This is a genomic window from Butyrivibrio sp. M55, assembly GCF_900116865.1.
GTDB lineage: Bacteria > Bacillota > Clostridia > Lachnospirales > Lachnospiraceae > Butyrivibrio.
Genome location: NZ_FPCD01000005.1, coordinates 185,249 through 208,576 on the forward strand (window position 1 = coordinate 185,249; position 23,328 = coordinate 208,576).

The following is a 23,328-nucleotide window of genomic DNA, read 5'->3' on the forward strand; positions in this document are numbered from 1 at the left end:
ATCAGTTATATACCTTTTTCATCATAACCTTAAATTCATCAATTGATACGCCTGCCCTGTCGGCCGCGATTTCGACGCTCAATAAGCCATCATGTACCAAAGCTATCAGAGTATTGTCTCTGCCTTTCTCTATTCCTTTCTCTATTCCTTTCTCTATTCCCCTTGTTTCAATTTCATCAAGAACAGTACACATACTGATACGCTCCTTTCCTTTTATATCCTCGTAAACATCTGTAAACCTACTATCATCTGTCAATGCGCTCATTAAGCTGAGCATTTCCTGAACATGAATTATCTTCTCATTCGGCGCAATATACTTTCCTGTCTTGCGCATCTGAACAAAATAATCTGCCACGAACTTAAAATCACTCTGAAATTTATCTACAACCGAATCTTCAAGATACGCAATTTCAAACAGATTCATGCCATAATCAAAAACGTATTCTTTTAAATTATCCGGCACTTCTAATCTGTCGTATAGAGTTTTTGCCTTGCTCCATTTCTTCTTGTAACCATAGTATAGCACAAGTGATACAACAGGGTAACGCATATCATCTCCGTTACTTATCTGCGCTCTGTACCCCGCTGCATCATAGTTCATGACTCTAAGCGGCATATCCTCTTCTTCCTTAGTTTCATTCTCGAAACCAATTGCTGCCAATCTTAATTGATTATGATTCCAATATTTGTAAATATCACGTTCCTGGCTTCTTATCTTTCCATTCTCCGTATAGTTACTATATGGACTTCCTTCTATCAATTGATCCTGCCTAACAACCTCCTCTCCATTAAAAAGTAGGACATTTACAATGTCTGCAAATACATCATTATAGTCCTCAAGTGCTTTCTCTGTAATATCTTTTGTACCCATTCCCTTTAAACCGCCTTTATATATAAATACTATTATACGGATTTTAACTTTAAAAGAAGAATATGTCAATATGACTGACACTCTCCTTTCCTTTTATATCCTTATCTACAACTGAATCTTCAAGTTTTCTCAGCTTTTAATCGGTTCTTTACATACAGATTTCCTTTAACATCAGCCATGACCGGTGTTATTCCATGCTTTTTCACAAGATAATTAAGATTCTGTCTGGTACATTGAAGCATCTCACATGCCCTTGAAGTATCTATGATATTCTTCCCGGTAAACGCAATAAAATCTTCATATTTCACATCTATAATTCTTCCCTTCTCATAAAGAAGCCACGCCGGAATATCTATGGAATCATTAAAAGTAACATAGTGACCACCACACCCAAGTTCACATGATTCATACAGATTCCTGTTTGAAATTACTTTATCTGTTTTTTCATAATCACTTATATCTGAAAGAGCTATCTTTTTTACCGTTTCATCGGCAAAAAAGCACAACAGCATGTTGTTTTCAAGCGCTGTGCAATCAACCAGATTATGCACGCTTCTTTCTAAAACAAATTTAGGAACTGCTTCTACACGACGAATGCAGATTTCATCTTGTGAGCAACGACCTTCAGATAGTTCCAGAAGTTTCATCTCATCATATTCTTTTAATTTATGAGTAGATAAGATGCTTCCTATATTCTGGCGCCCAATAGGAATAACTCTTTCCATTATCCACGCCAAACTTGCTTCCCGTGGAATAGTATATATTCCTTTTTTTACAAAGGATGAAAAAAGAAGCGGCGCTGACCACTCATCAAGTTCGCTTCTCAGCTCAATGATGTACACATTACTTTTTTCATAATATAAAAGAACCCCAATATCAATTTGATTTTCCTCATCGTATATTTCGTAGACTTTCATATATCTTGTACCTTCCATAAATCATGTCCCATATTCTTTCCATAAAAACATCTGAAATTACTCCGTCTAGATTTTTGAATATCTCTTCCTTATGCTCTTGTTTAAGAATTCCGGCAAGATTAACACTGTTTTTAGTCAAAAGAGACAGATTTTCATAGGTTGACCTACTTCCCAAAAAGTTATTGCACTGCTTATCTCCCATTATGTCAAACTTAGTTGCTTCTTCCTCTGAAGAGCAAGAACATAGAAGCGAAAGTCCATGATCAAAAAGTGGCGCAAGCCTGATTGTATGCGCTCTTGAATTTCTCAAAACCTCTATGTTTGCTCCATGCCTATCCCTATTAAGTATAAGATAATCCACTACCAGCATTTGCTCTACATATTTTTGCCATCCCATCCTAATGCAAAAATCATAATGAGATTCACCCTGTAATGCATTATATCTGTAATAATCATCAAGAGAAGCTTTACTTTCTCCACGCTCCTTAAAATCATAAGACGCACAAAGATATGTATTATATGTTTTTCCTTCAACTTCAATATCAGCATTAATAAGCTCATATTTAAGGTGATCTATATGTAAAATATCAAGGAGTCTGTCTACCAGTATTTCATTAACACACTCATGGCCCACTACTCCTCTTTCTGCATCAAAATTTGAAAGCTTATAGTATTTTTTATGTCCACCCACTACAGAACTTGATTTTAAATAAGTCCCTGCAGTTCCTGACGAATTTCTTACATGAGACCAGTTAAGATATGTAAGATCTTGAGTTTCTCTAATTATCTTTGCCATTTTACACCTCTATCACTATTTGACGCGCGTCAAATATACACCATTATAATAATGTATTATTTGACGCGCGTCAAATAAAAAATAACAGCGCAACGTTTGAACACGACAAACATTGCGCTGTTGTCTTTATCTTATTATCTTCTCAAAATCATCCTTCGGATGCTTACAGATCGGGCAGATATAGTCATCGGGCATATCTTCGCCGACATACTCAAATCCGCATATTGTGCACCGCCATACTGTCTCACCTTTTGGAGTCTCTCCAACCGGCTGAGGTTTTGGCTTGATATTGTTCTGGTAATATTCGTAAGTACAGGAAGGTGTATCTGCAAGAACATCCATAAATACAGGCTCACAGATGAACAGCGTATGTGAACCAAGGTCGACTTCTTTTTCCACATTCAGGGAAAAGTAAGCATTAGTCCCTTTTGTTATATAAGGAATACCGTTATCAGCAAGCTTATAATCGCTAAATGACGCAAACTTATCCACATCTCTTCCACTCTGAAAGCCAAAGTGCTTGAACAGATCAAATCCCGCATCGCTACTGATAACAGAAATATTGCACTTTCCTGTTTCTTTCAACATGTCATGGGTCAGATTAGCCTTGTTGATTGCGATTGAAATCCTGTTGGGCTCCGACGCAACCTGTACCGCAGTGTTAGTGATGCAACCATTCTTTTTATCGCCGTTTACTACCGTACATACAAACAAACCGTAAGATAACTTATACATTGCCTTAGTATTCATTGCTCCCGTCTCCTTTCCACTTGCTGAAACCGCATGTTTCCGATCACCGTTCTGAAGCTCTTTTCTCTTGGTCCTATATTCAATTATCGGCAGATCTGCTGCCGCAAGATTCTCATTCATAAAAAGATCTGATTTCTTCGGAAACTGTGTTTCAACAATTCTCTTATCCTGACGCTCGATCACCTTATTAGCCACACTTCCAAGTCGCGCAATAAATCTATCAACAGGAGAAAAACCCGTAATCTTATTGTAAAACCTAAGCGCGATTATCGCATGTTCATCATCGACAGGGATGAAAAATGCTAATATTTGTATTTTGTCTGTCACGTGGTTAAGCCACATATTGGGAAATTTAAAAGTAAGATTGGTAGATTTGATAACACTATTCGCTGAAGTTTCAGGCGTCTGCCCTTTATCAACGGCGTTATCTGCACTCGTTTGCATTGTATTTTCATCAAGCCACTCGACCTTCGGACCGTTGCAGAGCGTCTTGCCTCCACGCCCAATCGTATTATGATGAATAAATGCCAGATGAGAAACATCCAGCTGATTCTCTATAACTCTGGAATAATGCACATTCCAGCTATCCTCTATATGATCATAGCTAAAGGATCTGTCAGTAATAATGTCAAAAACATCCGGCTCCGTATCAGGTTCTTTTTCCCCATACCAAGCAAAAATAATCCCGCCGATTTCTCTTGTCGGAAAATATTTAAGATTAAAGTTTGAATAATCACGAGCAGAGGCCCTTCCATCCGAAGGAACATAGACGCACCTGCCGGTCGGATCATATTCAATCCCATGAAACAGGCACTTGATATTGTCACCTTCAAGCCACCCTTTGCATAGAGAAGCCCCACGATGTGCGCATAAGCTAGTAACCGCCGCCACTTTACCGGAAGCTGTCCTAAAGAAAACCAGCTCTTCGCCAAACCTTACAACAGCAATCAGTTTTCCACGCTTAACCGCTTTAGAATCCAGAACCGCGTACCAACCGTTTTTTATCATGGGAATCCTCCGTAACAGAGATTTACATGTTAGATTATTATTACAATAAATATTTTACCACACAATTCAAAGCCAAATACAACTAAAGAACGCCCCGAATTCTTTCATCCGGAGCGTTCTTATATATTTCAGTGGGTTATGTTTTCTAATATTTATCTTACTGAAGGAGTGAGAGAACACCCTGATTTGTCTGGTTAGCCTGAGCAAGCATTGACTGACCTGCCTGAGCAAGGATATTGTTGTTTGAATATCTAACCATCTCCTCAGCCATATCTGTATCACGGATCTGTGATTCAGCTGCCTGTGTGTTCTCAACGACGTTATCAAGGTTTCTGATTGTGTGCTCAAGTCTGTTCTGAATAGCACCGAGGTCAGCTCTCTGGCTTGAAATCTTCTCAAGTGCTTCTTTAATCTTATGAATTGAGTCCTTAGCGTTTACGCCGCTTGTTCCTGTAACATTAATCTTTGCTCCGTCAATCTTAAGACCTGAAGCAGTAAGTTTTTCAATATTGATTGCAATCTGGTTATCGGGATCAGCCTCTGAACCAACCTGAATACTCTTATTCTTAAATGATCCGTCCAAAAGTTTAGTATTATTGAATTCGGTAGCTGTTCCGGTTCTGTTAATCTCATCTCTGAGAGCATTAACCTCTCGCTGAATGTACTCACGATCTGATGTCTGAAGAGTATCGTTAGCTGCCTTAACTGCAAGTTCGTTCATTCTCTGAAGCATATCATGTACTTCGTTGAGCGCACCTTCAGCTGTCTGTACTGCTGAGATACCATCCTGTGCATTTGCGGAAGCCTGTGTAAGACCTCTTACCTGACGTCTCATCTTTTCTGAAATTGCAAGTCCTGCTGCATCATCTGCTGCTCTGTTGATTCTGTAACCTGATGAGAGTTTCTCACTTGACTTAGCCTGTACATCTGTTGTAATTCCAAGCTGTCTGTTTGAGTTCATCGCTGTGACATTGTGCTGTACTACCATATTATAATCCTCCATGAACGGGGCCGCTTCCCTGCTGCCTTTTTCATCCTTTTAATATTGTGCAGCTTACGCGGACTCCCTTCCATGGCTGCTTGTTTTTTGTTTTACACTATTATTATCGGCTGTGATTTCGTTTACTTAACCCTTTTTTTAATTTTTTTCAAAAAAACATACAATAATGAATTTTTTTCTACTTTTTTCGTTTTTTTGCTAAAGTAAAAGAGATCGCTTGCCGATATATGGCAGCGATCTCTTTGTAACGATCTTATACAAAATTCAATTTTTCTTATCCAAAAACTGTGGCGGAATCTCCTTGAAGTTATTCATGGTTCTGTAGTAATTAAATGCCACGGCAGATGACTGCTTACTACTGTTCATCTTTTGGCGTGCCGTATCAAAATATCTCTCGGCAAGCCTTTTGTTTCGATGCTCCGCAGCTTCAATCGAAGCGCTCCTTGCAGTGATATCACGAATAAGATCCTGCATGCGGCGTATCTGATCTGCAAACTCATCTTTATTGGCATTAACTTCTTCTTTTACCCTGTCAAAAAGAGTCTGGAAACCATCATCAAGAGAAATAAGTTTATCGATAAGTTCACCCTTTTTATCAACAGTATTGTCAAATGCGGTTTCATCAACATTATCGGGATCGGAGAGAATCTCTTTTTGTCTCTCATTCTCTTCCTCAATCTTTGACATAATGTCAATCTTCTTAATAAGACTTTCTTCCAGCATATCCATACTTGAAGATAACATCTTTTATGCCTCCTTAACGGCGATGTTGTTCGCCTTCATGACTTCTACCCAGTTGTCCCTGATGGCATGCATATGCTTATTGACCTCAGCGACTATCTCTCTGTCTTTGCTTATGTTTGCTTCGACAAGTCTTCTTCCTATATAAGAATACATATTTTCAAAGTCCTGTGCAACAGCATACTTCATATCAAGAGTGCTTCTGAGATAATCTATGATGCGTTCCGTCTTCATAATGTTTTCATGCGCCTTTGGCACATCGTTGTTCTCAATCGCATAATCCGCAATATTGAGAAACTTTATTGCCCCGTCATAGAGCATAAGTGTAAGTTCCGGGCCGCTTGCACCCATTACCTTATTATTTTTATACTGAGCATAAGCTTTCTGTTGAGTTGTCATTACCGGCATATGTGTTCCCTCGCATTCTGTAAAAAAATATCCGTATAATCATAAGTCTTCATTTTATGCCATTACTGTCCTCCACCAAAGAAGCCTGCCAGAGAAGAACTGCTGCTGTTTATCTTTGAAAGAGCCGTCTCCATAGTAGAGAACTTCTTGTAGTACTTATCCTGTGCAGCCTCAAGTGCTTTCTGTGCATCTGAGATCTTGTTTGTATAAGCACTGTACTGTGAAGCCATCAGCTTATCTTCATAAATTGTAAATGCACTGCTGTATTGCGTACCCTTCATAAGATCAAAGAGTTTATCGGAAAGTGTATTTGACAGCTTCATAAAGAAGTTCTGAACCATCTCAGGATCTGTTGAGATTGCTGCACTTAGAAGGTCCGGATTTCCGCTGCTTGCAGAATCATCTTTGTCACCGTCTATGTGAAGCACGTCTCTCTCATTCTCATCTGTTGCAAAGTAGCTTCCGGTTGCAATACCAAATGTTGCAAGAGTGATCTTACTTGTCACTCCATCCTTTGATGTTACTTCAAAAGAACTACTCATTATATCTTTAAGAGCATTTCTTATATTACCGATTGTCTCATCGCCGCTGAGGATTCCGTCTTTAATCTTTTTCTCCCATTCCTCAACCTCTTTGTCAGACATTGCATCTTTCTGATCATCGGTAAGCATTTTGTACTTCTTGGCTTTATCTGCATTATAAAGAGTAGCAAACTCCTTCATAAGATCGTTGTACTCTTTGAGCAACTTCTTGATGTTGTCGAAAATACCACTTGTATCCTGTTTTGTCGAAAGAGTTATTCCCTTAGCTTCCTCATTAACGGTAATTGTAAGTCCGTTGATCTCAAAAGTATTTGAATCGGAATAATAATCTTCTCCGTTAAGAACTATATGAGCCCTGCTTCCCTCGATATAATTCTTTCCGTTATTAACAAAGCCAAGCCTGGACATCGCATCGCCTTCGGTAACTTTAAAAGAAGCAGCTTCGCCCATCTCTTTTGATGCCACATAAAATCTTCCATTTCCTTCGTCGTAGTTGAAATTAAGTGTAGTATCTGTCTTCGAAGATTTTGCATTTCTAAGCTTACTGAGAACGCTATCTATAGTATCATCTTTTCCTATAGTAACTTCGATATTATCCTCAGGGTCATTACCTATAGCAAACTTAAGAGTCGTTGTTGCAGACTCATCACTCTCCTCGGAAAAAATACCAAGTTCAGCCATAGTAGTTGTCTTAGCTGCATTCTTTCCTCCAACCTGAACCTTTTCACCTGTCAGATATGCAGCCTTTGCAAGACCCTCAACATCCAATGTCTGAGTAGCGTTCATTGCATTTTCGCCTGTTACGATTGTTACAGCATTTGCATTTGAAGCAGTTGTAACCTTCTTTGAGTAAGCAGCCGAAAACTTCATGCTGGTCAAAGTACCGTTATAAAAATCGGTAACCTTCTTATTAAGTGCTTTTAAAGTATCCTGCTTCCAGGTAAGCTTCTTCTGTTCTCCGGTATAAGTATCAACCTTATCTTTCTTTTTCTGCGTAAGAGCTGTGATAATGCTCTCTGTATCAAGACCTGAGTTCATTCCTGTAATTCTGATAGGCATAATGTTTCTCCTTTCTCAATCCGTGAGATGTAATCGGAAATCCTTTTCCTGATAGAGCCGCTTTGTACGACTTACTATGTTACCTCTTCTCGTCAACCAAGATTCCCGCAATTTCCCAAACCTTGGCGATCATATCAAGTGTCTCATCCGGCGGAAACTCTTTTATAACCTTCTTTGTTTCCTTATCAACCATCTTGATAGTTACTCTGTTGGTCTTCTCATGAATTCCAAAAACAGCTTCAGCGTTGGACTGAACCTTCTTGGTCATCTCAGAGATTGCCTTCTTGATCTTGGCGTTATCAGCCTGTATCTGCTCCTCTGTCTCAGCTCTCTTGCTCTGATTGCTTGCAAAATTCTGAGCAGATGACTCATTCTTGGAGCCTGCAGTATTGTCTGCTGCCTCAACCGTAAGATCCATGTTCTGAGCTGCCGCATTTACTTCATAATCCGCAACTTCGCTCTGAGCCTGGCTCTGTGTTTTTACCTGTGGCTGTACCTGCTGAATAAGCGGGCCAAATCCGTTAATTCCATCCATTCCCATAATCCTATACCTCCATGTCAGAATCAGGAATCACCTGTATATATCAACATTTACGTGCGTCACAAACTCGTTCCGTTATAAGCATAGATTTTCTTACTGATTATATCGGCCGAAGTCCTTTATTCTTTAGTAATATGGAAAAGAAAATCGTAAATTTTAGAAAATTTTAAGACTTTCGGTCCGCCGTGATCATATCTCAAGTATCTTCGGCAAAAGCTTTGTATAAGCAAACTCCTCAAATACCTTCTTCTGCCCGTTTTCCGCGATAGCTTTCCTCTCATCCTCATGTTCAAGATAATATGCGGTAAGTTCAAGCATTTCTTCCGGCGTATGCGCGATCACAAGCTCTTTTCCATTCTCAAAGTACTCATCTATCTCTTTCTGGTAAGTTGTGATAAGAAATCCCCCTGCCGCAAGAACATCGAGTACACGAAGCGGAACCCCCGAGATGATGGACCTCAGGGTAATATTGAGGTTAACCTTGCTTCGCCTGAATACCATCGGCATTTTGGTTGAATAATCCGCAACTCCCAGATTGCTGACTCCTTCAATGGGCTTTGCATCCGGCATTGTGTACAAAACAGTATCAAATCGCTCACCCATTCTTTCGAGAATATGTCTTCTTTCGTTTACCGTGACCTTTTTTCGCAGCATATCACGAACAATTCTGTCATAGTCAAGATCATAATTCCCCGTATCTTCGAACTTTATATACTCGCGAAGCCTCTTTATGTGCTCAGGCGTTATCGCCTTTTCATCGGTAAAAAGATCGTGTCCGTATATCTTCTCCTGAAGAGTTATAACCGTATCTATATACTCTTTAAGACTTGGCGGAAGATATTCCACCTGATCGTAAAAGTTAAACTCATTGTCGTAGAGATTCCCCAGGAAACAGACATCATGCAGATATACTATCCTTCCGCCCGTTTCCGCATCAAGCTCCTTACAGAACCCCAAAAGCCTCTTCTCATTAACACCAAGAGGCGAGTACTTAACGGTCTCTATTCCCTTGGCTCTCATCTCATCATAGGTTCCCCTGTCAAAAACATAGACTCTGTTCACAGGATTTTTTATTGTATGTGAATCAAGCGTATAATGCGGACAGTCAAACACCCACGACACGTACGGCGTATCGTACTTCTGACAGGCATCGGAAATGCTCGGATAATAGCAAAAGCTGTAGACTATGTCGTAATATCTTTTGCCCTCTTCTTCCTTGGTCAAAAGAGCTCTGAATTTAGCATCATCTTCATCTGTAAGTTCATAACCACTTAGCTTGAACTTTATTACATCGACCTCGTGGCCCAGTCTCTTCATGGCGTCCATGCAGTCTTCGCCGTTAAATTCATCCCAGTAGTAGTATAGTATTCGCATTCCGTCCCTCGAATTTCCTATTCAATAAAAAACTAACGGCTGCCCCTTTCCGGTAGCAGCCGCTGCAAATTCACTTTGATCAAAGCAATTTCTTGAGTTCCTCGATTCCGGATACATCTGTTGCTTCTTTATTCTCATTCTGAATCTGGATATATACTTCTTTTCTGTAAATCGGGATATCCTTGGGAGCCGCGATTCCGATCTTAATCTGGTCTCCTCTGATATCAAGTACTGTAATCTCTATATTGTTATTAATAACGATAGCTTCGTTCTTTTTTCTTGATAATGCTAACATATCCTTTCCCTCCCTATAGTATGATTAAGCTTTAGCTGCTTTGTTATTCTGCAAAATCTCATAAATAGGGAACTTAACAGGATATTCCTCATTATCAATGATTGTCTGAGAAGCCTTCATCTCTTTTGTATTGATGATAAAGGGTCCCTTAAGGTTTACTGTCATCTGCTTAAGATCATGCGGAACAGTAACCGTTACAAGCACAAGCATATCCTCATCCTGCAGATCTCCGATGTCAGCTACAGCTTCCTTATCTACCATAGGCTGATAATCCGGGCAAACAAAGAGCGGATCCATAACGGGCATTGCAAATCCGGGTTCCTCTACTGACTGCAACCACTTAATAGTGTTTGTTCCCTGCTCCTCATCGTGCATAAGTGTGAATCTCTTAAGATCAGGAAAACCGATTATTCCATTTGGAAAAGAAATGATCTTACTATCTTCAATCTCAACCTCTCCAAAGATTCTAGTGTTTAATTTCATGCTGTAACCTCCATAATCCTGATAAAAAATGTTATTTATCACTATTTAATTATATACGTAAAAACGTACAATTACCATACTTATTATAATCTTGATGATATAAGAAATTCTTCATCAAATATAATTCATAAGCGATGTCTGGCTGATCTTACCTGTTGCCATAAGGCTCGCCTCATATGTCACCTGTGCAGATGTAAGCTGTGTTACCGTAGTCGCAAGATCGATATCCTCATTCTCAGACTGAAGTGACTGGAATGTCGTTGTCTGTGTCATAAGTCTTGAATTTACAAGATCAAGTCGCTTAGATCTTGTTCCGTTGTCGGTAACTGCTATATTTGCGGTATCGAGAGCTCCCTGGAGAGATGTTATCTTGTGTTCAAACTCTTTCTGAATGCTTTCTCTCTGATAGTTATATGCCTTTTGAGCTGCGGAAAGCTCTGCATCTATCTTATTCCATTCAGCAGATTCTTTGGCTGCACCGGACAACTTTTCTTCAAGTGTCTTAATTGTGGCCTTTATCTGTTTGAGTGTTCCGAGCATATTTGAAAGATCGTCGATATCTCTCTTTACACCTGTTGTGAAAACCGCATCTGCTGTGGTGTTTACAACAACCGACTGTGCGAATCCCACGTCATAAGCGATGTCATGGGCTGCCGAGCCTTTATTATAAAGTATTTTCTTACCATTGTCATCGGTATATGTACAGTTGAAGAGGTTCTGCGGTCTTATATCTCCGCTGTCCCACTCTTTTTTATCATATACAACATCGATTGAATTAGCGTTGATAAGTTTGGGCAGTGTAGCAAGCTTATCGGACAGCTCTTTGTTCAAAAGAATTTCTCCCGTAGCCGCATTCAAATATGCAACCGAACCTGTCGGTGTCGAATCAAGTGTCCTGTAAACCTCATCAATATCTTCTTCACTTGTAGTTGTGTAGATCATGTTTGATGAAGGTATTTCCAGCGTTGTCTCTTTATATGACGAATACACACTTCCGTTTGCGGTAACGTTGATTATATTTCTTGTGATTGTTCCGTCGATATTATTTGTGACACTCGCGTCAGTAACAGTATATGTACCGTCACTGTTAATTACAGCCGTTGCTATCTTTCCATTGTAATCAAGCTTCATGTTGTAAGTCTGGCCGATTGCGTCAACCAAAGGAAGCTTAAAGCTGACTCTTTCACCCTGTTCATTTGTAAATGTAAGTGTTGTCTTCTGAACCGTCTCTGTCGAAGCAGTACCGGATTCAATATTGGAGCTCTGACGAGATGTATCGTAAACACCATTCTTGTCTACTACAAACTCGTATTCAGTTCCTCCTTCCGTAGCCTTAATGTTATGAGAACCGTCTGCATTACTTGTGACGTTATATACAATGCCTTCACTTGTGATCGTATATGATTCGCCTTTTTCAAGTCCGTCGGGCGTAGGAAGCGATACATGATGAGTTTCCCCGAGCGCTGTTGTATATGTAAGCTTTATAAGCTCTGCATTTCCGTTTACCGTACTTGTTGCGGGCTGCTTGAGATTCTCTCTCCACTTAAGTGAAGGTGCTGAGAAATCTTTGTCGCCGCTTCTGTAATTCAGGTTATCGTAAGAAAGTCTTATCTTACCGACATTGTACTCTACAATGTTGCTCTCCTCTACGACAGCCTCTGTGCTCTGTGCCAAAAGATTTGTGGACTCAAGCTTGCTCATCCCCGACACTCTGCTTGAAGTTGAAACATCTGTAGCGTTAAACTCATCATTTATGCCTGTGTAATCAGCAGTTGTCGTTGTTGGAAAAGTAAGCGATGTATCTGTTCTGTAACCTGTAAAGATGTATCTTCCGGCATAATCCACGTTACCTGTTGCGTAGTACTCTTTTGAAAGAGCCTCCATCTGAGCAACTATCGTTTCAAGATCGTCTACCGTAAGATCCTTGTTGGCTCCCTTTGTTGCCTGCTTAACGGCATCTGTAAGTACCGAAGTAACCGTAGACAAAGCATCTGCTGTTACATCGAGCCAACTTTCGGCATCTTTTGCATTCTTCTCATAATATTGTGAAAGCTGAGTAACATTGCTTCGAAGTCGCAATGCTCTTATAGCGATAACAGGGTCATCTGAGGGTCTTGTTATCTTCTTTCCGGTTGCAAGCATGGTGTTGAGCTGATCCTCAGTAATCTTGTTGTTATTGATATTATAAAGTGAATTATTCTGCATTATCTTATTCGTAATACGCATGGTAAAAAAGACCTCCGTATGAAGACCATCCTTAGTCAAAAAACAATGCGCATCCGTGCAGCATCTCACTCTGTATATTAGTTCACTATGAATATCGGCAGACACGCCCTGTTTCTTTATATCCATTAATAAAAAAAGCTAAAGCGGGCCTGCTTTAGCTTCTTTCTTATTCTTAAACTCCTGTCTGGAGTATCAGTCTATCATATATCTCAGTCAGCGTCTGTATCATCTTAGACGAGAGGTTATATGCATTCTGGAACTTAACGAGGTTTGCTGCTTCCTCGTCTTCATCTACGCCGGAATCGGAACTTCTCTGATTATCGATAGTTGTTTCGAGAGCGGTGTAGGTTTTTTCAAGAGTTCCCGAATTACTGGTGTTTAGCGCTACATCGGCAAGAACTTTTGTAAGGAATTCGCCTGAAGTAGCTCCTCTGAATATCTTTGCCGTGTTGAACATATCTCTTAATTTTGTGAGGTTTCCAAATTCGGATTCTCCCTCAGTAATATCGGCTCTTGTTGAAAGTCTGCTTGCATCGGCAACAAGAACGCCGTTAACCTCGAAGTTTCCTCCGCGAAGCATGTAGTATCCCTTATTCTCAGATTTTTCAGTAAGCTGATCGTATGAATACTGCGCTGCCGAGTTCATATCAATTCCTCCCGTAAGAAGGAACTGTCCGGGTTCCTCATCGGAATTGGAAGGATAACCTGTGGTCATGATCCCATTTACAGCCGATGAAAACTGTCTTATCCACTCATTCATCTGAGAGAGATAATAAGGAATTCCCTGATAATCATTAAACTTACCGACAGACACTTTTCTGTGCGCTTCAGGCATACTCTTTAATGTTTCACCGTCTATTGTAAATGTATAAGTGTCTTTTCCGTCATATTCCCAGCTATCGTATCTGTAATCCTGATCTCCGATATGGATCGCACCCTCAATGGGAAGCGTGCACTTAGTCATATCCATAAGGTTCTTGTCGGTAACCTTTACGGTTACTTTTACGGGACGTGACTCACTGTCAACAAATGTGCAGTCTCCGTTAAAGTACTGTCCGTTATTTCCGTCTCTTACCGCAAGAAGGCCCTGAAGCTCTCCGCCGATAAGCATTGAATCAATGGCAAAATCAGAAAGTTCCGCTATATTGTCTCCATCCTTATAGCTTGCACTTCCCCACTTAATATCATAAAGTCCGTCAATATCATTCTGGTTTGTAGCTCCGTCCGAAGGTCTTGAAACGCATACCATCTGTCTGAAATCGTAAGTATCAACGAGCTCATATCCACCGGCAACCCAGACCTGATAACGTGTTGCGCCCGTTTCTCTGTCAGGCTGTGTATCATCGACGATAGCAGTCTCTTTTACTTCAACCGAAATCATTTTGGAAAGATCGTCTATAAGAACATCTCTTTTATCCCTGAGCTCGTTTGCGGTCGTTCCCGTCATCTCAATTACGTTGATCTGCTTGTTGATGGAAGCAACTTCCTGAGCTATAGATGTGATTCTGTCAGCACAGAGCTTAATCTCAGCGTTTACGTCAGCCTGTGCTCCCTGAAGGTTATTATATGCATTGTTAAAGTACTCAGTAATACTCTGCATTTGTGATATAAATGTACTCTTTGACTCTGTCGTTCCCGCTGCTGTCATGACCGACTGAAGTGAAGAACTCATCTTGGTAAAAAGAGATGAGAAACCGGTCGTTCCGTCGTCATCAAGATACTGCTCGATAAGCTTGTTGTAATAGTTCTTCTGGCTCACATTTCCAAGAAGCTGTTCGTTATTTCTGAACTTAACGTCATAGAAGCTGTCTCGGATTCTTTCAATCGCGATAGTATCAACACCGGCACCGGCACAGCCATACTTTGCAAATACTCTGATAGCATCTGAAGCTTCCTGTTTAACCTTCTGTCTGCTGTAACCGTCGGTATTTACATTAGATATGTTGTTTGCTGTTGTGTTAAGTGCTGCATTTGCGGCTCTGAGTCCGGATGCTGCAATATTAAGTCCAAAAAATGTCGATGTCATAATCTCTTCCCTCCGACATATTTATCACGTGTGCCAAAATTACCGTCAAAGTCATGATCCAAGTGTTGATACCAGGTGCTCAAGCATCTCACTTACTACGTTTATGTATCTGCTTGATGCGTTGTATGCGTTCTGGAACTGGATCATAAATTCAAGCTCCTCATCACTTGATACGCCGACAATCTGCTCTCTTGCGGCAGATATCGATGAAACAGTCTGCTCCTGAGCTTCAGCAACACTTTTAAGCTTATCTCCCGTGTTGGCTACCTGTGAAATGAGGCTGTTGTAATACGACATGATGTCGTTTCTTGTATAAACATTTGGATTTAAAGTATAATCCGATCTTGTAAAAGCTTCTTTCAAAGCCGTAACAGTTGCTGTATCTTCGTTACCCTCAATTGTTCTGTAAGTGAATGTTGTTGGATCCGTCAAAAGAATCGGATTAACCTGTGCATTCTTTATAGTAAATCCTGTCTTTATGCTTCCTGCAGGATGCTTGTCATCTATCTTGTAGGCAAGTGCATCTTCTTCGTTTGATACTATGAACATCGTATAATCCGAAGCTCTTCCAAGCGAATTGTCCATTGTTGCAGGATTACTCTCCGCATCTTCCATGACCTTATTTATCGCTGTCATGACATTGTGTATCAGCTGATCAAATTCTGCCTCAACATTCATGATGACCGACTGAGAAATATTGCTCTTATAAAAGTCTGAACTTTCTGTAATATCGTGATAAGTTGCGTTATGGTCACCTCTTGCAAGAAGAACCGCTTTAAGCTTACCTATATCGGTGTCTGTAGCTGTGGATACCGTCTGAGTCAGGTCAAAAAGATGTGCTCCCTCGATTGAAGTAACAACCTCTTTTCCCTCTCTGTCATATTCCTTGACCGCAGCATATTCCCAATAAGGTGTGGCATATCCCACACTGCTCTCAAGCTTAACATCGATTCCTATATGATTTACGTGATCGGTGGTTATGAAACTCGATCCTTCAAAAAGAACCGATACATTACCGAATATATCTTCCGAATAATCTATTTTTCCATATTGACCGAGTTTATCGAGAAGAAAGTTTCTTGTATCTCTAAGGTCATTTGCCTTTTCTTCTCTTCCGGATTCAATATTTACAATCTCTTCATTTAAAGCTTTTATCTGATCGCCAATATCATTTATATTTTTAACTATGTCGGAAACAGTGGAATCCAGGTTGTCCTGATATGAAACAAATCCTTCATACACGCTCTTTGCCTTTGTCAAAAACTCATTTGCCCTTGTCACAAGTGCGCTCTGTGTAACTGCTGATGTAGGATCTTTGGCAAGTTCTTGCACAGCTGTCCAAAGATTATTTAAAGACTCGCTAAACTCCGTTCCGTTCATCTCCTGAAACTGATCTTCTATCTCTTCAAGAGCTTTCTGGGATATATCGTAATATGCGTATCTTCCCGATTCTTTTCTGTAAGCTTTATCAAGGAATACATCCCTTACCTGCTTACAATTATTATATTCAACACCTGTTCCTATCTGCTTCCAGGAAATACATTCATTTTTCTTCTCAAGAGTCTGATATGCCCTTGTTCCCTGTGATATCTGCTGTCTTGTATATCCTTCGGTATCAAGGTTAGCCATATTGTGTGCAGTTGTATTAAGTGCGTTCTGCGATGTCTGCAACCCTGATGTGCCGACATATAAGTTCGCCATGAGGGACATATATCTTTCCTCCTGATCTTGATGGGTCTTTTAATGCATTTTTTTGCACAAAAAAGACACTACAGTTTTTCATTTAGTTACCAAAGGGGGTTATCTACATGCATCTGTACCACTTTCATGCTCACGTGGTACATTACTGCTTTGCATCAAACCCGCCCGATGTGTAACCAAGACATTCACCTGTAGTGCCTAAAGCTCTTGAATAATTTGCTGTTTCCGGAGCTCTTTTTGAGGCCTGGATGATATTCATCTCGAATTGGACCATCTCAAGTGAACTGCGCAGCAGCTCCTGATTCTGTCCGTTTACACGTCTGACATCTCCTGCAACACCAACGAGCCTATCGCGTTGCACTGCCAGGTTTTTCTGATCGACAGGTCTTTTTTCCAATACTTCAATCAGATCGGTCAGTTTCAATGAATTAACATCCTTGTTAAGTACGTTTGCGATATCCTTCATCGCCTCTTCGCGTTTTTTCTCAAGAGACTGGATATTACCTATTACGCACTGCTCCTCATCCGTGATTTCCGCAAGTGCCTCAAGATTTCCTTCGATTATTATGGAAGTCTTTCGGCTAGATAACCCCAGTAAATTTTCGTACATTGTACACTCCTGCTCGAGCAAGTCGACCAGATTTTCCATTAAGCTTGCCACCGGAATCATCCTCCTGGATTATTTGTATTTAATTATAACAAGCCATTTGCTTCTTCAAATTTAGCGAGTAATTTGTCTGCAAATGCTTCTCCGCTTACATCATATGTGCCGTTCTTTACAGCAGCCTTAAGCGAAGCAACCAGATCTTCTCTGACATCAGGAGTAGCCTTAACAGCCTGCTTAGCAACCTGAATATCTTTTCCTATAGAAGAAAACGAAACAGTATCTCTTACGTCGCTTGTCTTCTTAGTCTGCTGAGTCTTGTTCACTTTGTTGTTTGAGTAGATCTGCTGAACTTGATTGTACGCTTCTATACGCATATCTTTTCCTCCTTCCTTGGAGCATTTTGTACTTCTTACTACATTTATCGGAAGAAGTTTCCATAACTTTAGTTCTGAGTAAAAAAATATTTTCCCCCGGAATTTTTGTAAGTTATGGTTCAAACGCCCAAGGTATGCACCCTTTTTCACCCTACATTAATTTTATCGGACATATTACGCAAAACTTTAGATTAATTTTATAAAAAAGATCAAAAAACTTCAATTAAATTGCCGAGAGCGAAATAACCATCTCCGCCGTCTCTCTTAGATTGGTTCCCGAGTCCATTGCGCACTTTTGGAGGTATCTGTGCGCTTCCGGCTCTGTCATATGGTGCCTGTCCATCAGGATCTCTTTTGCCTGATTTATTATCTTCTTGTCCTCATCGGACCTGCCCTCTTTCTTTGCCTTCTCTTTTGCCTTTTTTCTACTTCTTGTAACGCCCTCAAGCATGAGTTCAAGGGTGGAAAAAAGATCCGACTTCTTGAGCGGAGTCGGCAGATATACCAGTTTATCTCCGCAATTATCAAGAGGAGCCTTGTCAGGCGATGCTATCATCAGCATCTGAAAGAACTTGGGAAGATCGACGGCAAGCTCCGAATAGAGCATGTCACTTAAGCGGTAGCCACTGATAACGACTCCGCTTCCCAAATCTTCCATAGCAGAAAGAGCCTGCGCTCCCGAAGTGCAGGTAACCATTCCGTCATATCCGCCACGGCTTAATATGCTTTTGAAATTTTGCGCATCTTCCGATTTCGCAAACACAATAATAATATTCACAAATAAGCCTCAAGTTTCCATAAATTAATATTTTTACGAACCCAAAATCTATTATCAGAAGATGTTGAGATATCTTCCGATTTCCCACTGGGTTACGCATGTGCGGAAATCTTTCCACTCTTTGCGTTTTGCATCAAGCATCTTATTAAATATGGATTTGCCGAGAACTTCCTTTACAAATTCATCATCCTGGTAAGCGTCAATAGCTTCGCCAAGTGTCATAGGAAGTGTCTCAAGTCCGCTCTCTCTGAGATCGTCATAAGTTGCATTCTTAAGATTATCGCCAAGCTCCTCGGGAGGAGTCATTTTCTTTTCTATTCCATCCATACCCGCTGCGAGGATAAGCGCAATTGCAAGGTAAGGATTACAAGTAGAATCAGGGTTTCTGAGCTCAATTCTGGTATCCTGTCCGCGCTTTGAAGGTATTCTGATAAGAGCGCTTCTGTTGGCGCCCGAAGATGACCATGAGATATTAACGGGAGCATCGTAGCCCGGAACAAGTCTCTTGTATGAATTGACGATTGGATTGGTAACAAGTGTCATTGCCTTAACATGGCTGAGAACACCTGCGATAAAGTATTTGGCTGTATCCGAAAGCCCGCCGTTGTCATCTACAAATATGTTATTGCCGTTCTTGTCATGCGCAATGATATTTATATGCATGCCGGATCCGCTGATTCCCTCTGTAGGCTTGGGCATAAAGGTAGCGTAAAGGCCATGCTTCTTGGCGATTGTCTTAACTGCCATTCTGAAAGTCATGATCATATCTGCTGTTCGCTCCGCATCCTCTTCTCTAAAATCAATCTCATGCTGAGCCGGTGCAATCTCGTGATGTGAAGATGAGATATCAAAACCAAGTTCTTCAAGGTTAAGGATTATGTCTCTTCTTACGTTCTCACCCTGATCTGCAGGGGCAACGTCGAAATATCCACCTTTTTCATGTGTTTTGTTGGTCGGTCTTCCCTCATCGTCATAATCAAATAAGAAAAACTCGGGCTCGGGATTGAGTTTAAAGTTAAGCCCCATTTTCTCAGCTTTTTTTACCACCTCATGAAGAACATTTCGGGAATCTCCCATGAAAGGCTTTCCGTCAACCGTATAGACATTGCAGAACATCCTCGCAACCTTGCCCGCCTGCGGTCTCCATGGATATATTTCAAAGCTGTCAAGATCGGGATATAAGTACATATCACTCTCGTCGCTTCTGACAAATCCTTCAACCGATACGCCGTCAAACATGCACTCGTTATTAAGCGCGCATTCAAGCTGACTTGCAGCTATGGCGATGTTTTTGGGAATTCCGAAGATATCACAGAACTGAAGCCTTATAAAAGCTACGTCCTCTTCCTCAACGATACGGAAAATGTCTTCTTTGGTATATTTGCTCATATTGTCCTCCATTATAAAAAGTGCTACGCTTGAAAACACCTTGCTAAGCGCTCTGCACAAAAAAGGGCGCCTCAAACAGCGAGCTCTCCTGCTCGTGTTAAAGGCGCCCTTGCCGTTCACATTTACTTCCTATATATTAATATTCTTTGGTTTGATGTGTCAATCGATTATTTTGAACCAAAACTATCGCATCTGGTATCTGCCTGTTATCACAATTTTATTATATATTTGTACGAATTCCCTAATATAAGCCTGCGTCCTTACCGATATATATTGTGAAATATCCACGCGCCGGTGCAATAACGGCACGCGGCATATTGAGCTACGGAAAGCATGGATCTTCAAGGAGGATTGTTAATCTTCAGCTTTGAAGGTTCACTTTTTTTGCGCAAAAAACATGAACCTTCAGGCTAACAAACGGAGGGAAAGAACCATGAAAATTGCACAAAGTAACGTTAACCTGATGTCGAGTTCGTCGTACAGCGAAGGAAATTCTGTGAGTGTATCAATAAGCACTGTTCCACGCGGAAGTTTCAGCGACAGCCTTGAATCTCAGAAACAGAAAGTTACATCTGATGATTTCTCGACATCCACCGGCGAATTTGCCTTGGGAAGTGAAAACTACAACTCGCTGAAGCCTTCAATGACAAGAAGTCTGAACACTACAACCGACTCTCTTGAAGATCAGCTGATGGCTATAAGGACATCACTTCTCGAACGGATTCTCCACTTAATGAGGATTCTTGGCGGCGATGATATGAGTAAAAGCTTCGGTCAATCATTAGACAACATGTCAGGAATGATCGGAGCCGGCGGATTCATGTCCGTAACAACCGTAACCGAGAGCCATTTTGAAGAAGAGGCTGTATCCTTTGAAGGCACGGGAACCGCTCTTACAGAAGACGGACGCAGTATTGATTTTGGAGTTAAATTTTCCATGTCATCAAGGTTTGTGCACGAATCCGGCATAAGCATCGCAAGTCCCAAAAACTTCTTGGATCCGCTTACGATCAATGTCGGCAGCGAAGTAACATCAATAAGCGATCAGACCTTCTTCTTTGACATTAACTGCGACGGAAAAAAGGATAAGATTTCGAATCTGTCGAAAGGTACGGGTTTCCTGGCCCTTGATAAAAATGGCGACGGGCATATAAATGACGGCTCGGAGCTTTTCGGCACAAAAAGCGGAAACGGCTTCAAAGACCTGTCCGCATATGATCATGACGGGAACGGTTGGATTGATGAAAATGACAATGTATACAACGCTCTCAGAGTCTGGATTCGTAACGAAGACGGTACCGATACGCTCCTGTCGTTAAAAGAAGCCGATGTCGGCGCTATATATCTCGGAAGTGCCATAACAGACTACAGCTTACGGGACAGCTCTTTTAACACGGCTGCAAAGCTGCGCGCAAGCGGTGTATTCCTAAAAGAAAGCGGTGGTGTGGGCGTAGTCCAACAGATTGATCTTGCAAATCACGATACATCTATAGAAAATCGTTCTATATCATAGAATTTTTTGTAGAGATATCCTCTGCAATAAAACAAAGACGGAGTTAACGCTCCGTCTTTTTCATTAATTCATTTTGGTTCCGTCCGAGAGCTCACGCTCTCTCTTGCCATACACCTCTCCGCTTAAGAAATGACGTCTGCAAAGTGATACGTAGGATTCGTTTCCTCCCACCATAACCTGCTCACCCGTTCGGACGATCTTGCCGTCACTTACTCTTGCATTAAAGTGTGCACGGCGTCCGCACCAGCACACGGTCGGAACTTCTTCAATATAGTTTGCTATTTCCATGAGTCTCTTGGATCCCGGGAAAAGATGACTTGTAAAATCGGTACGAAGTCCGTAGCAGATAACAGGAAGGTCGTATCTATCAACAACTTCCGCAAGAATATCCACCTGTTCTTCAGTAAGAAACTGCGCTTCGTCAACAATCACGCAGTCAAGCTCTTTCCAGCCTTCCGACTTTCCCGTAAACCACTCATTTTTTACTTCATCAATGAATTCTTCTACAAATGTCGCCTCAGCGCTAAGCCCCATTCTGGACTTGACGATTTTTTCTCCGTCCCTGTCATCGGTCTTGGGCTTTAGTAAAATACATTTTTGCCCCTTCTCCATGTAGTTGTACTGCACCATCAGCGCGTTGGCTGTCTTTGAGCTCCCCATTGCCCCGTATCTGAAATATAACTTTCCCATACCTTCTCCCGTGTTTTCTATAATTGCATTACATCAATTCTTTTTTTCATCCGAGTTGATAAGAACGAGTTTGTTGTAAGGAATCTCGATTCCCGCTTTTTCAAATCTCTTCATTATCTCTATAAGGCAGTCTGAGCATGCCTTCGGGTTATCCTTGAAATCTTCCGTCTCAACGAGCGCCCTCAATGTAACTCCGCTGTCATCGCAGCTCTTGCAAAGAACCGTCGGTCTTCCGCCGTGATGTACCGGATTCGCTACAATAACGTCAGCCATAATATCCATAGCCTTCTGCATATCCGTGCCATACGCCACAGAGATCACTATCGGAAAAGAAAACGATTCTTCCTGAGTATAATTGATGATAGTCGCCGAACCCACAGTAGAATTGGGAATGTAAATAATCTCATTCTGGTAAGTCTTGATAACCGTATGTCTCAACGTAATGTTCTCAACATATCCGGGATCGATAGAGTCGATCTTTACCCTGTCTCCGACATCAAAAGGTCTGGATCTCGATGCCGAAATCGAAATGCCTGCAAATACATTGGCAAGTGTTGACTGGGCTGCAAGACCGAGGATAACGGCAAGAAGTGCGGAAGATGTAGAAACGACTGTCCAGACATGCTTTAATGCAGGCACATTTCCAAGAACAGTTGCTCCCGCAAGTCCCCATATGATCGTAGTTATAATACCTCTCAAAAAGATAAGATGGATTTTGCCACGAAGTCTTTCCTTACTGATATATTTATTGAGTAAAAGATTTATAACGTAAGCGCATATAATAGGCAGAACATACTTGATTACATACTCAAGTATCTCCATCACCCATTTAAAATCGTCTTCTTTCCCCTGCCCAACAAACTCTAAAACACACTCAAGCATCTTCATCATCCATCTCCTCAAATGCGATCATAGAATCGATAATGTCCTCAAAATCTTCTCTCAGTTCTTCAAGAGTGTCGCCTTCATATGTATAGATTCTTCCGTCGATCACAACTTCACCTGTGTAGTAATCACAGTTTTTGTCGTAGTTAACGGTACCTGTATATCCTTCATATTCAAATTCTTTTTCCATAGTATTATCACTTTCTTATTTTATGCTATATGCTACAATCAAAGACCTACGTCTTTGTACTTAGCAAATTACTATAAGCATTGTAAATCATTCATAAATGAATTTAAAGGATATCTAAGGAAAAATCGTGATTTCGAACACTGATGTTTGTTGCAAGAATAACT

General features: G+C 40.9%; 23 protein-coding genes and 1 pseudogene. 1 reads left to right on the plus strand and 23 read right to left on the minus strand.

The genetic code is table 11. The features are described 5' to 3' along the window. Position 1: 1 nt before the first annotated feature. The 20 genes and pseudogenes from BM398_RS08230 to glnA all read right to left on the minus strand — a co-directional run bounded on the left by BM398_RS08230 (position 2) and on the right by glnA (position 19,886). Positions 2 to 871, minus strand: a complete 870-nt coding sequence (locus BM398_RS08230) for an Rpn family recombination-promoting nuclease/putative transposase (protein ID WP_092337330.1) — start codon at positions 869 to 871, stop codon at positions 2 to 4. Between the two features lie 119 nt (positions 872 to 990). Then, positions 991 to 1,788 (minus strand): hypothetical protein, encoded by a 798-nt coding sequence (locus BM398_RS08235; RefSeq protein ID WP_139233798.1) that lies wholly within the window; start codon positions 1,786 to 1,788, stop codon positions 991 to 993. Continuing rightward, a complete protein-coding gene (locus BM398_RS08240; RefSeq protein ID WP_092337247.1) occupies positions 1,763 to 2,584 on the minus strand; it encodes a HipA domain-containing protein in 822 nt (273 codons plus the stop codon). Before BM398_RS08240 ends, BM398_RS08235 begins: the two co-directional genes overlap by 26 nt. Positions 2,585 to 2,710: 126 nt before the next feature. Beyond that, positions 2,711 to 3,334, minus strand: coding sequence for a flavin reductase family protein (locus BM398_RS17595; protein WP_092337331.1), 624 nt, complete (start codon positions 3,332 to 3,334; stop codon positions 2,711 to 2,713). 75 nt (positions 3,335 to 3,409) lie between these two features. Then, positions 3,410 to 4,342, minus strand: a pseudogene (locus BM398_RS17600) (Rieske 2Fe-2S domain-containing protein); the annotation flags it as partial. A gap of 157 nt (positions 4,343 to 4,499) precedes the next feature. After that, positions 4,500 to 5,330, minus strand: coding sequence for a flagellin N-terminal helical domain-containing protein (locus BM398_RS08255; protein WP_026656716.1), 831 nt, complete (start codon positions 5,328 to 5,330; stop codon positions 4,500 to 4,502). A gap of 276 nt (positions 5,331 to 5,606) precedes the next feature. Then, complete coding sequence (flgN, locus tag BM398_RS08260) at positions 5,607 to 6,086, minus strand: flagellar export chaperone FlgN (protein ID WP_092337248.1); 480 nt, start codon at positions 6,084 to 6,086, stop codon at positions 5,607 to 5,609. 3 nt (positions 6,087 to 6,089) lie between these two features. Continuing rightward, the gene (gene fliS / locus BM398_RS08265; RefSeq protein WP_242871814.1) at positions 6,090 to 6,491 is read right to left on the minus strand and encodes a flagellar export chaperone FliS; all 402 of its coding nucleotides are present in this window, start codon (positions 6,489 to 6,491) and stop codon (positions 6,090 to 6,092) included. A gap of 62 nt (positions 6,492 to 6,553) precedes the next feature. Beyond that, on the minus strand, positions 6,554 to 8,092 hold the full coding sequence (gene fliD / locus BM398_RS08270; RefSeq protein ID WP_092337249.1) for a flagellar filament capping protein FliD: 1,539 nt from the start codon (positions 8,090 to 8,092) through the stop codon (positions 6,554 to 6,556). Positions 8,093 to 8,171: 79 nt separating this feature from the next. Beyond that, positions 8,172 to 8,633 carry a flagellar protein FlaG gene (locus tag BM398_RS08275; RefSeq protein WP_242949785.1) on the minus strand — a complete coding sequence of 154 codons (462 nt, stop codon included), beginning with the start codon at positions 8,631 to 8,633 and terminating at the stop codon, positions 8,172 to 8,174. 189 nt (positions 8,634 to 8,822) lie between these two features. Then, the gene (locus BM398_RS08280) at positions 8,823 to 10,007 is read right to left on the minus strand and encodes a CgeB family protein (RefSeq protein WP_092337250.1); all 1,185 of its coding nucleotides are present in this window, start codon (positions 10,005 to 10,007) and stop codon (positions 8,823 to 8,825) included. 79 nt (positions 10,008 to 10,086) lie between these two features. After that, a complete protein-coding gene (csrA, locus tag BM398_RS08285) occupies positions 10,087 to 10,302 on the minus strand; it encodes a carbon storage regulator CsrA (protein WP_026656710.1) in 216 nt (71 codons plus the stop codon). 24 nt (positions 10,303 to 10,326) lie between these two features. Then, complete coding sequence (fliW, locus tag BM398_RS08290) at positions 10,327 to 10,785, minus strand: flagellar assembly protein FliW (protein ID WP_026656709.1); 459 nt, start codon at positions 10,783 to 10,785, stop codon at positions 10,327 to 10,329. Between the two features lie 114 nt (positions 10,786 to 10,899). Next, positions 10,900 to 13,011, minus strand: a complete 2,112-nt coding sequence (locus tag BM398_RS08295; protein WP_175531884.1) for a flagellin N-terminal helical domain-containing protein — start codon at positions 13,009 to 13,011, stop codon at positions 10,900 to 10,902. 172 nt (positions 13,012 to 13,183) lie between these two features. Then, positions 13,184 to 15,037, minus strand: coding sequence for a flagellar hook-associated protein FlgK (locus BM398_RS08300; protein ID WP_092337252.1), 1,854 nt, complete (start codon positions 15,035 to 15,037; stop codon positions 13,184 to 13,186). A 51-nt stretch (positions 15,038 to 15,088) separates the two neighbouring features. Next, complete coding sequence (gene flgK, locus BM398_RS08305; protein ID WP_092337253.1) at positions 15,089 to 16,747, minus strand: flagellar hook-associated protein FlgK; 1,659 nt, start codon at positions 16,745 to 16,747, stop codon at positions 15,089 to 15,091. A gap of 133 nt (positions 16,748 to 16,880) precedes the next feature. Continuing rightward, a complete protein-coding gene (locus BM398_RS08310; RefSeq protein ID WP_242949786.1) occupies positions 16,881 to 17,399 on the minus strand; it encodes a flagellar protein FlgN in 519 nt (172 codons plus the stop codon). A gap of 32 nt (positions 17,400 to 17,431) precedes the next feature. Then, positions 17,432 to 17,719: a flagellar biosynthesis anti-sigma factor FlgM gene (flgM, locus tag BM398_RS08315; protein ID WP_026656705.1), complete on the minus strand. Its 288-nt coding sequence runs from the start codon at positions 17,717 to 17,719 to the stop codon at positions 17,432 to 17,434. A gap of 223 nt (positions 17,720 to 17,942) precedes the next feature. Continuing rightward, positions 17,943 to 18,497: an ANTAR domain-containing response regulator gene (locus BM398_RS08320; RefSeq protein WP_242949787.1), complete on the minus strand. Its 555-nt coding sequence runs from the start codon at positions 18,495 to 18,497 to the stop codon at positions 17,943 to 17,945. 54 nt (positions 18,498 to 18,551) lie between these two features. Further along, positions 18,552 to 19,886 (minus strand): type I glutamate--ammonia ligase, encoded by a 1,335-nt coding sequence (glnA, locus tag BM398_RS08325; protein WP_092337335.1) that lies wholly within the window; start codon positions 19,884 to 19,886, stop codon positions 18,552 to 18,554. Between the two features lie 433 nt (positions 19,887 to 20,319). Between glnA and BM398_RS08330 the strand changes: the two genes are divergently transcribed. After that, positions 20,320 to 21,399, plus strand: coding sequence for a hypothetical protein (locus BM398_RS08330; protein WP_092337254.1), 1,080 nt, complete (start codon positions 20,320 to 20,322; stop codon positions 21,397 to 21,399). Positions 21,400 to 21,462: 63 nt separating this feature from the next. On the opposite strand, the gene BM398_RS08335 is transcribed toward BM398_RS08330, so the two are convergent. From BM398_RS08335 to BM398_RS08345, 3 genes are read right to left on the minus strand one after another with little or no spacing between them, the layout of a single operon-like run. Next, positions 21,463 to 22,089, minus strand: a complete 627-nt coding sequence (locus BM398_RS08335) for a thymidine kinase (RefSeq protein WP_092337256.1) — start codon at positions 22,087 to 22,089, stop codon at positions 21,463 to 21,465. A gap of 33 nt (positions 22,090 to 22,122) precedes the next feature. Then, complete coding sequence (locus BM398_RS08340; protein ID WP_175531885.1) at positions 22,123 to 22,977, minus strand: mechanosensitive ion channel family protein; 855 nt, start codon at positions 22,975 to 22,977, stop codon at positions 22,123 to 22,125. Beyond that, positions 22,964 to 23,164 (minus strand): hypothetical protein, encoded by a 201-nt coding sequence (locus tag BM398_RS08345; protein WP_092337258.1) that lies wholly within the window; start codon positions 23,162 to 23,164, stop codon positions 22,964 to 22,966. Before BM398_RS08345 ends, BM398_RS08340 begins: the two co-directional genes overlap by 14 nt. Between the last annotated feature and the right edge of the window lie 164 nt (positions 23,165 to 23,328).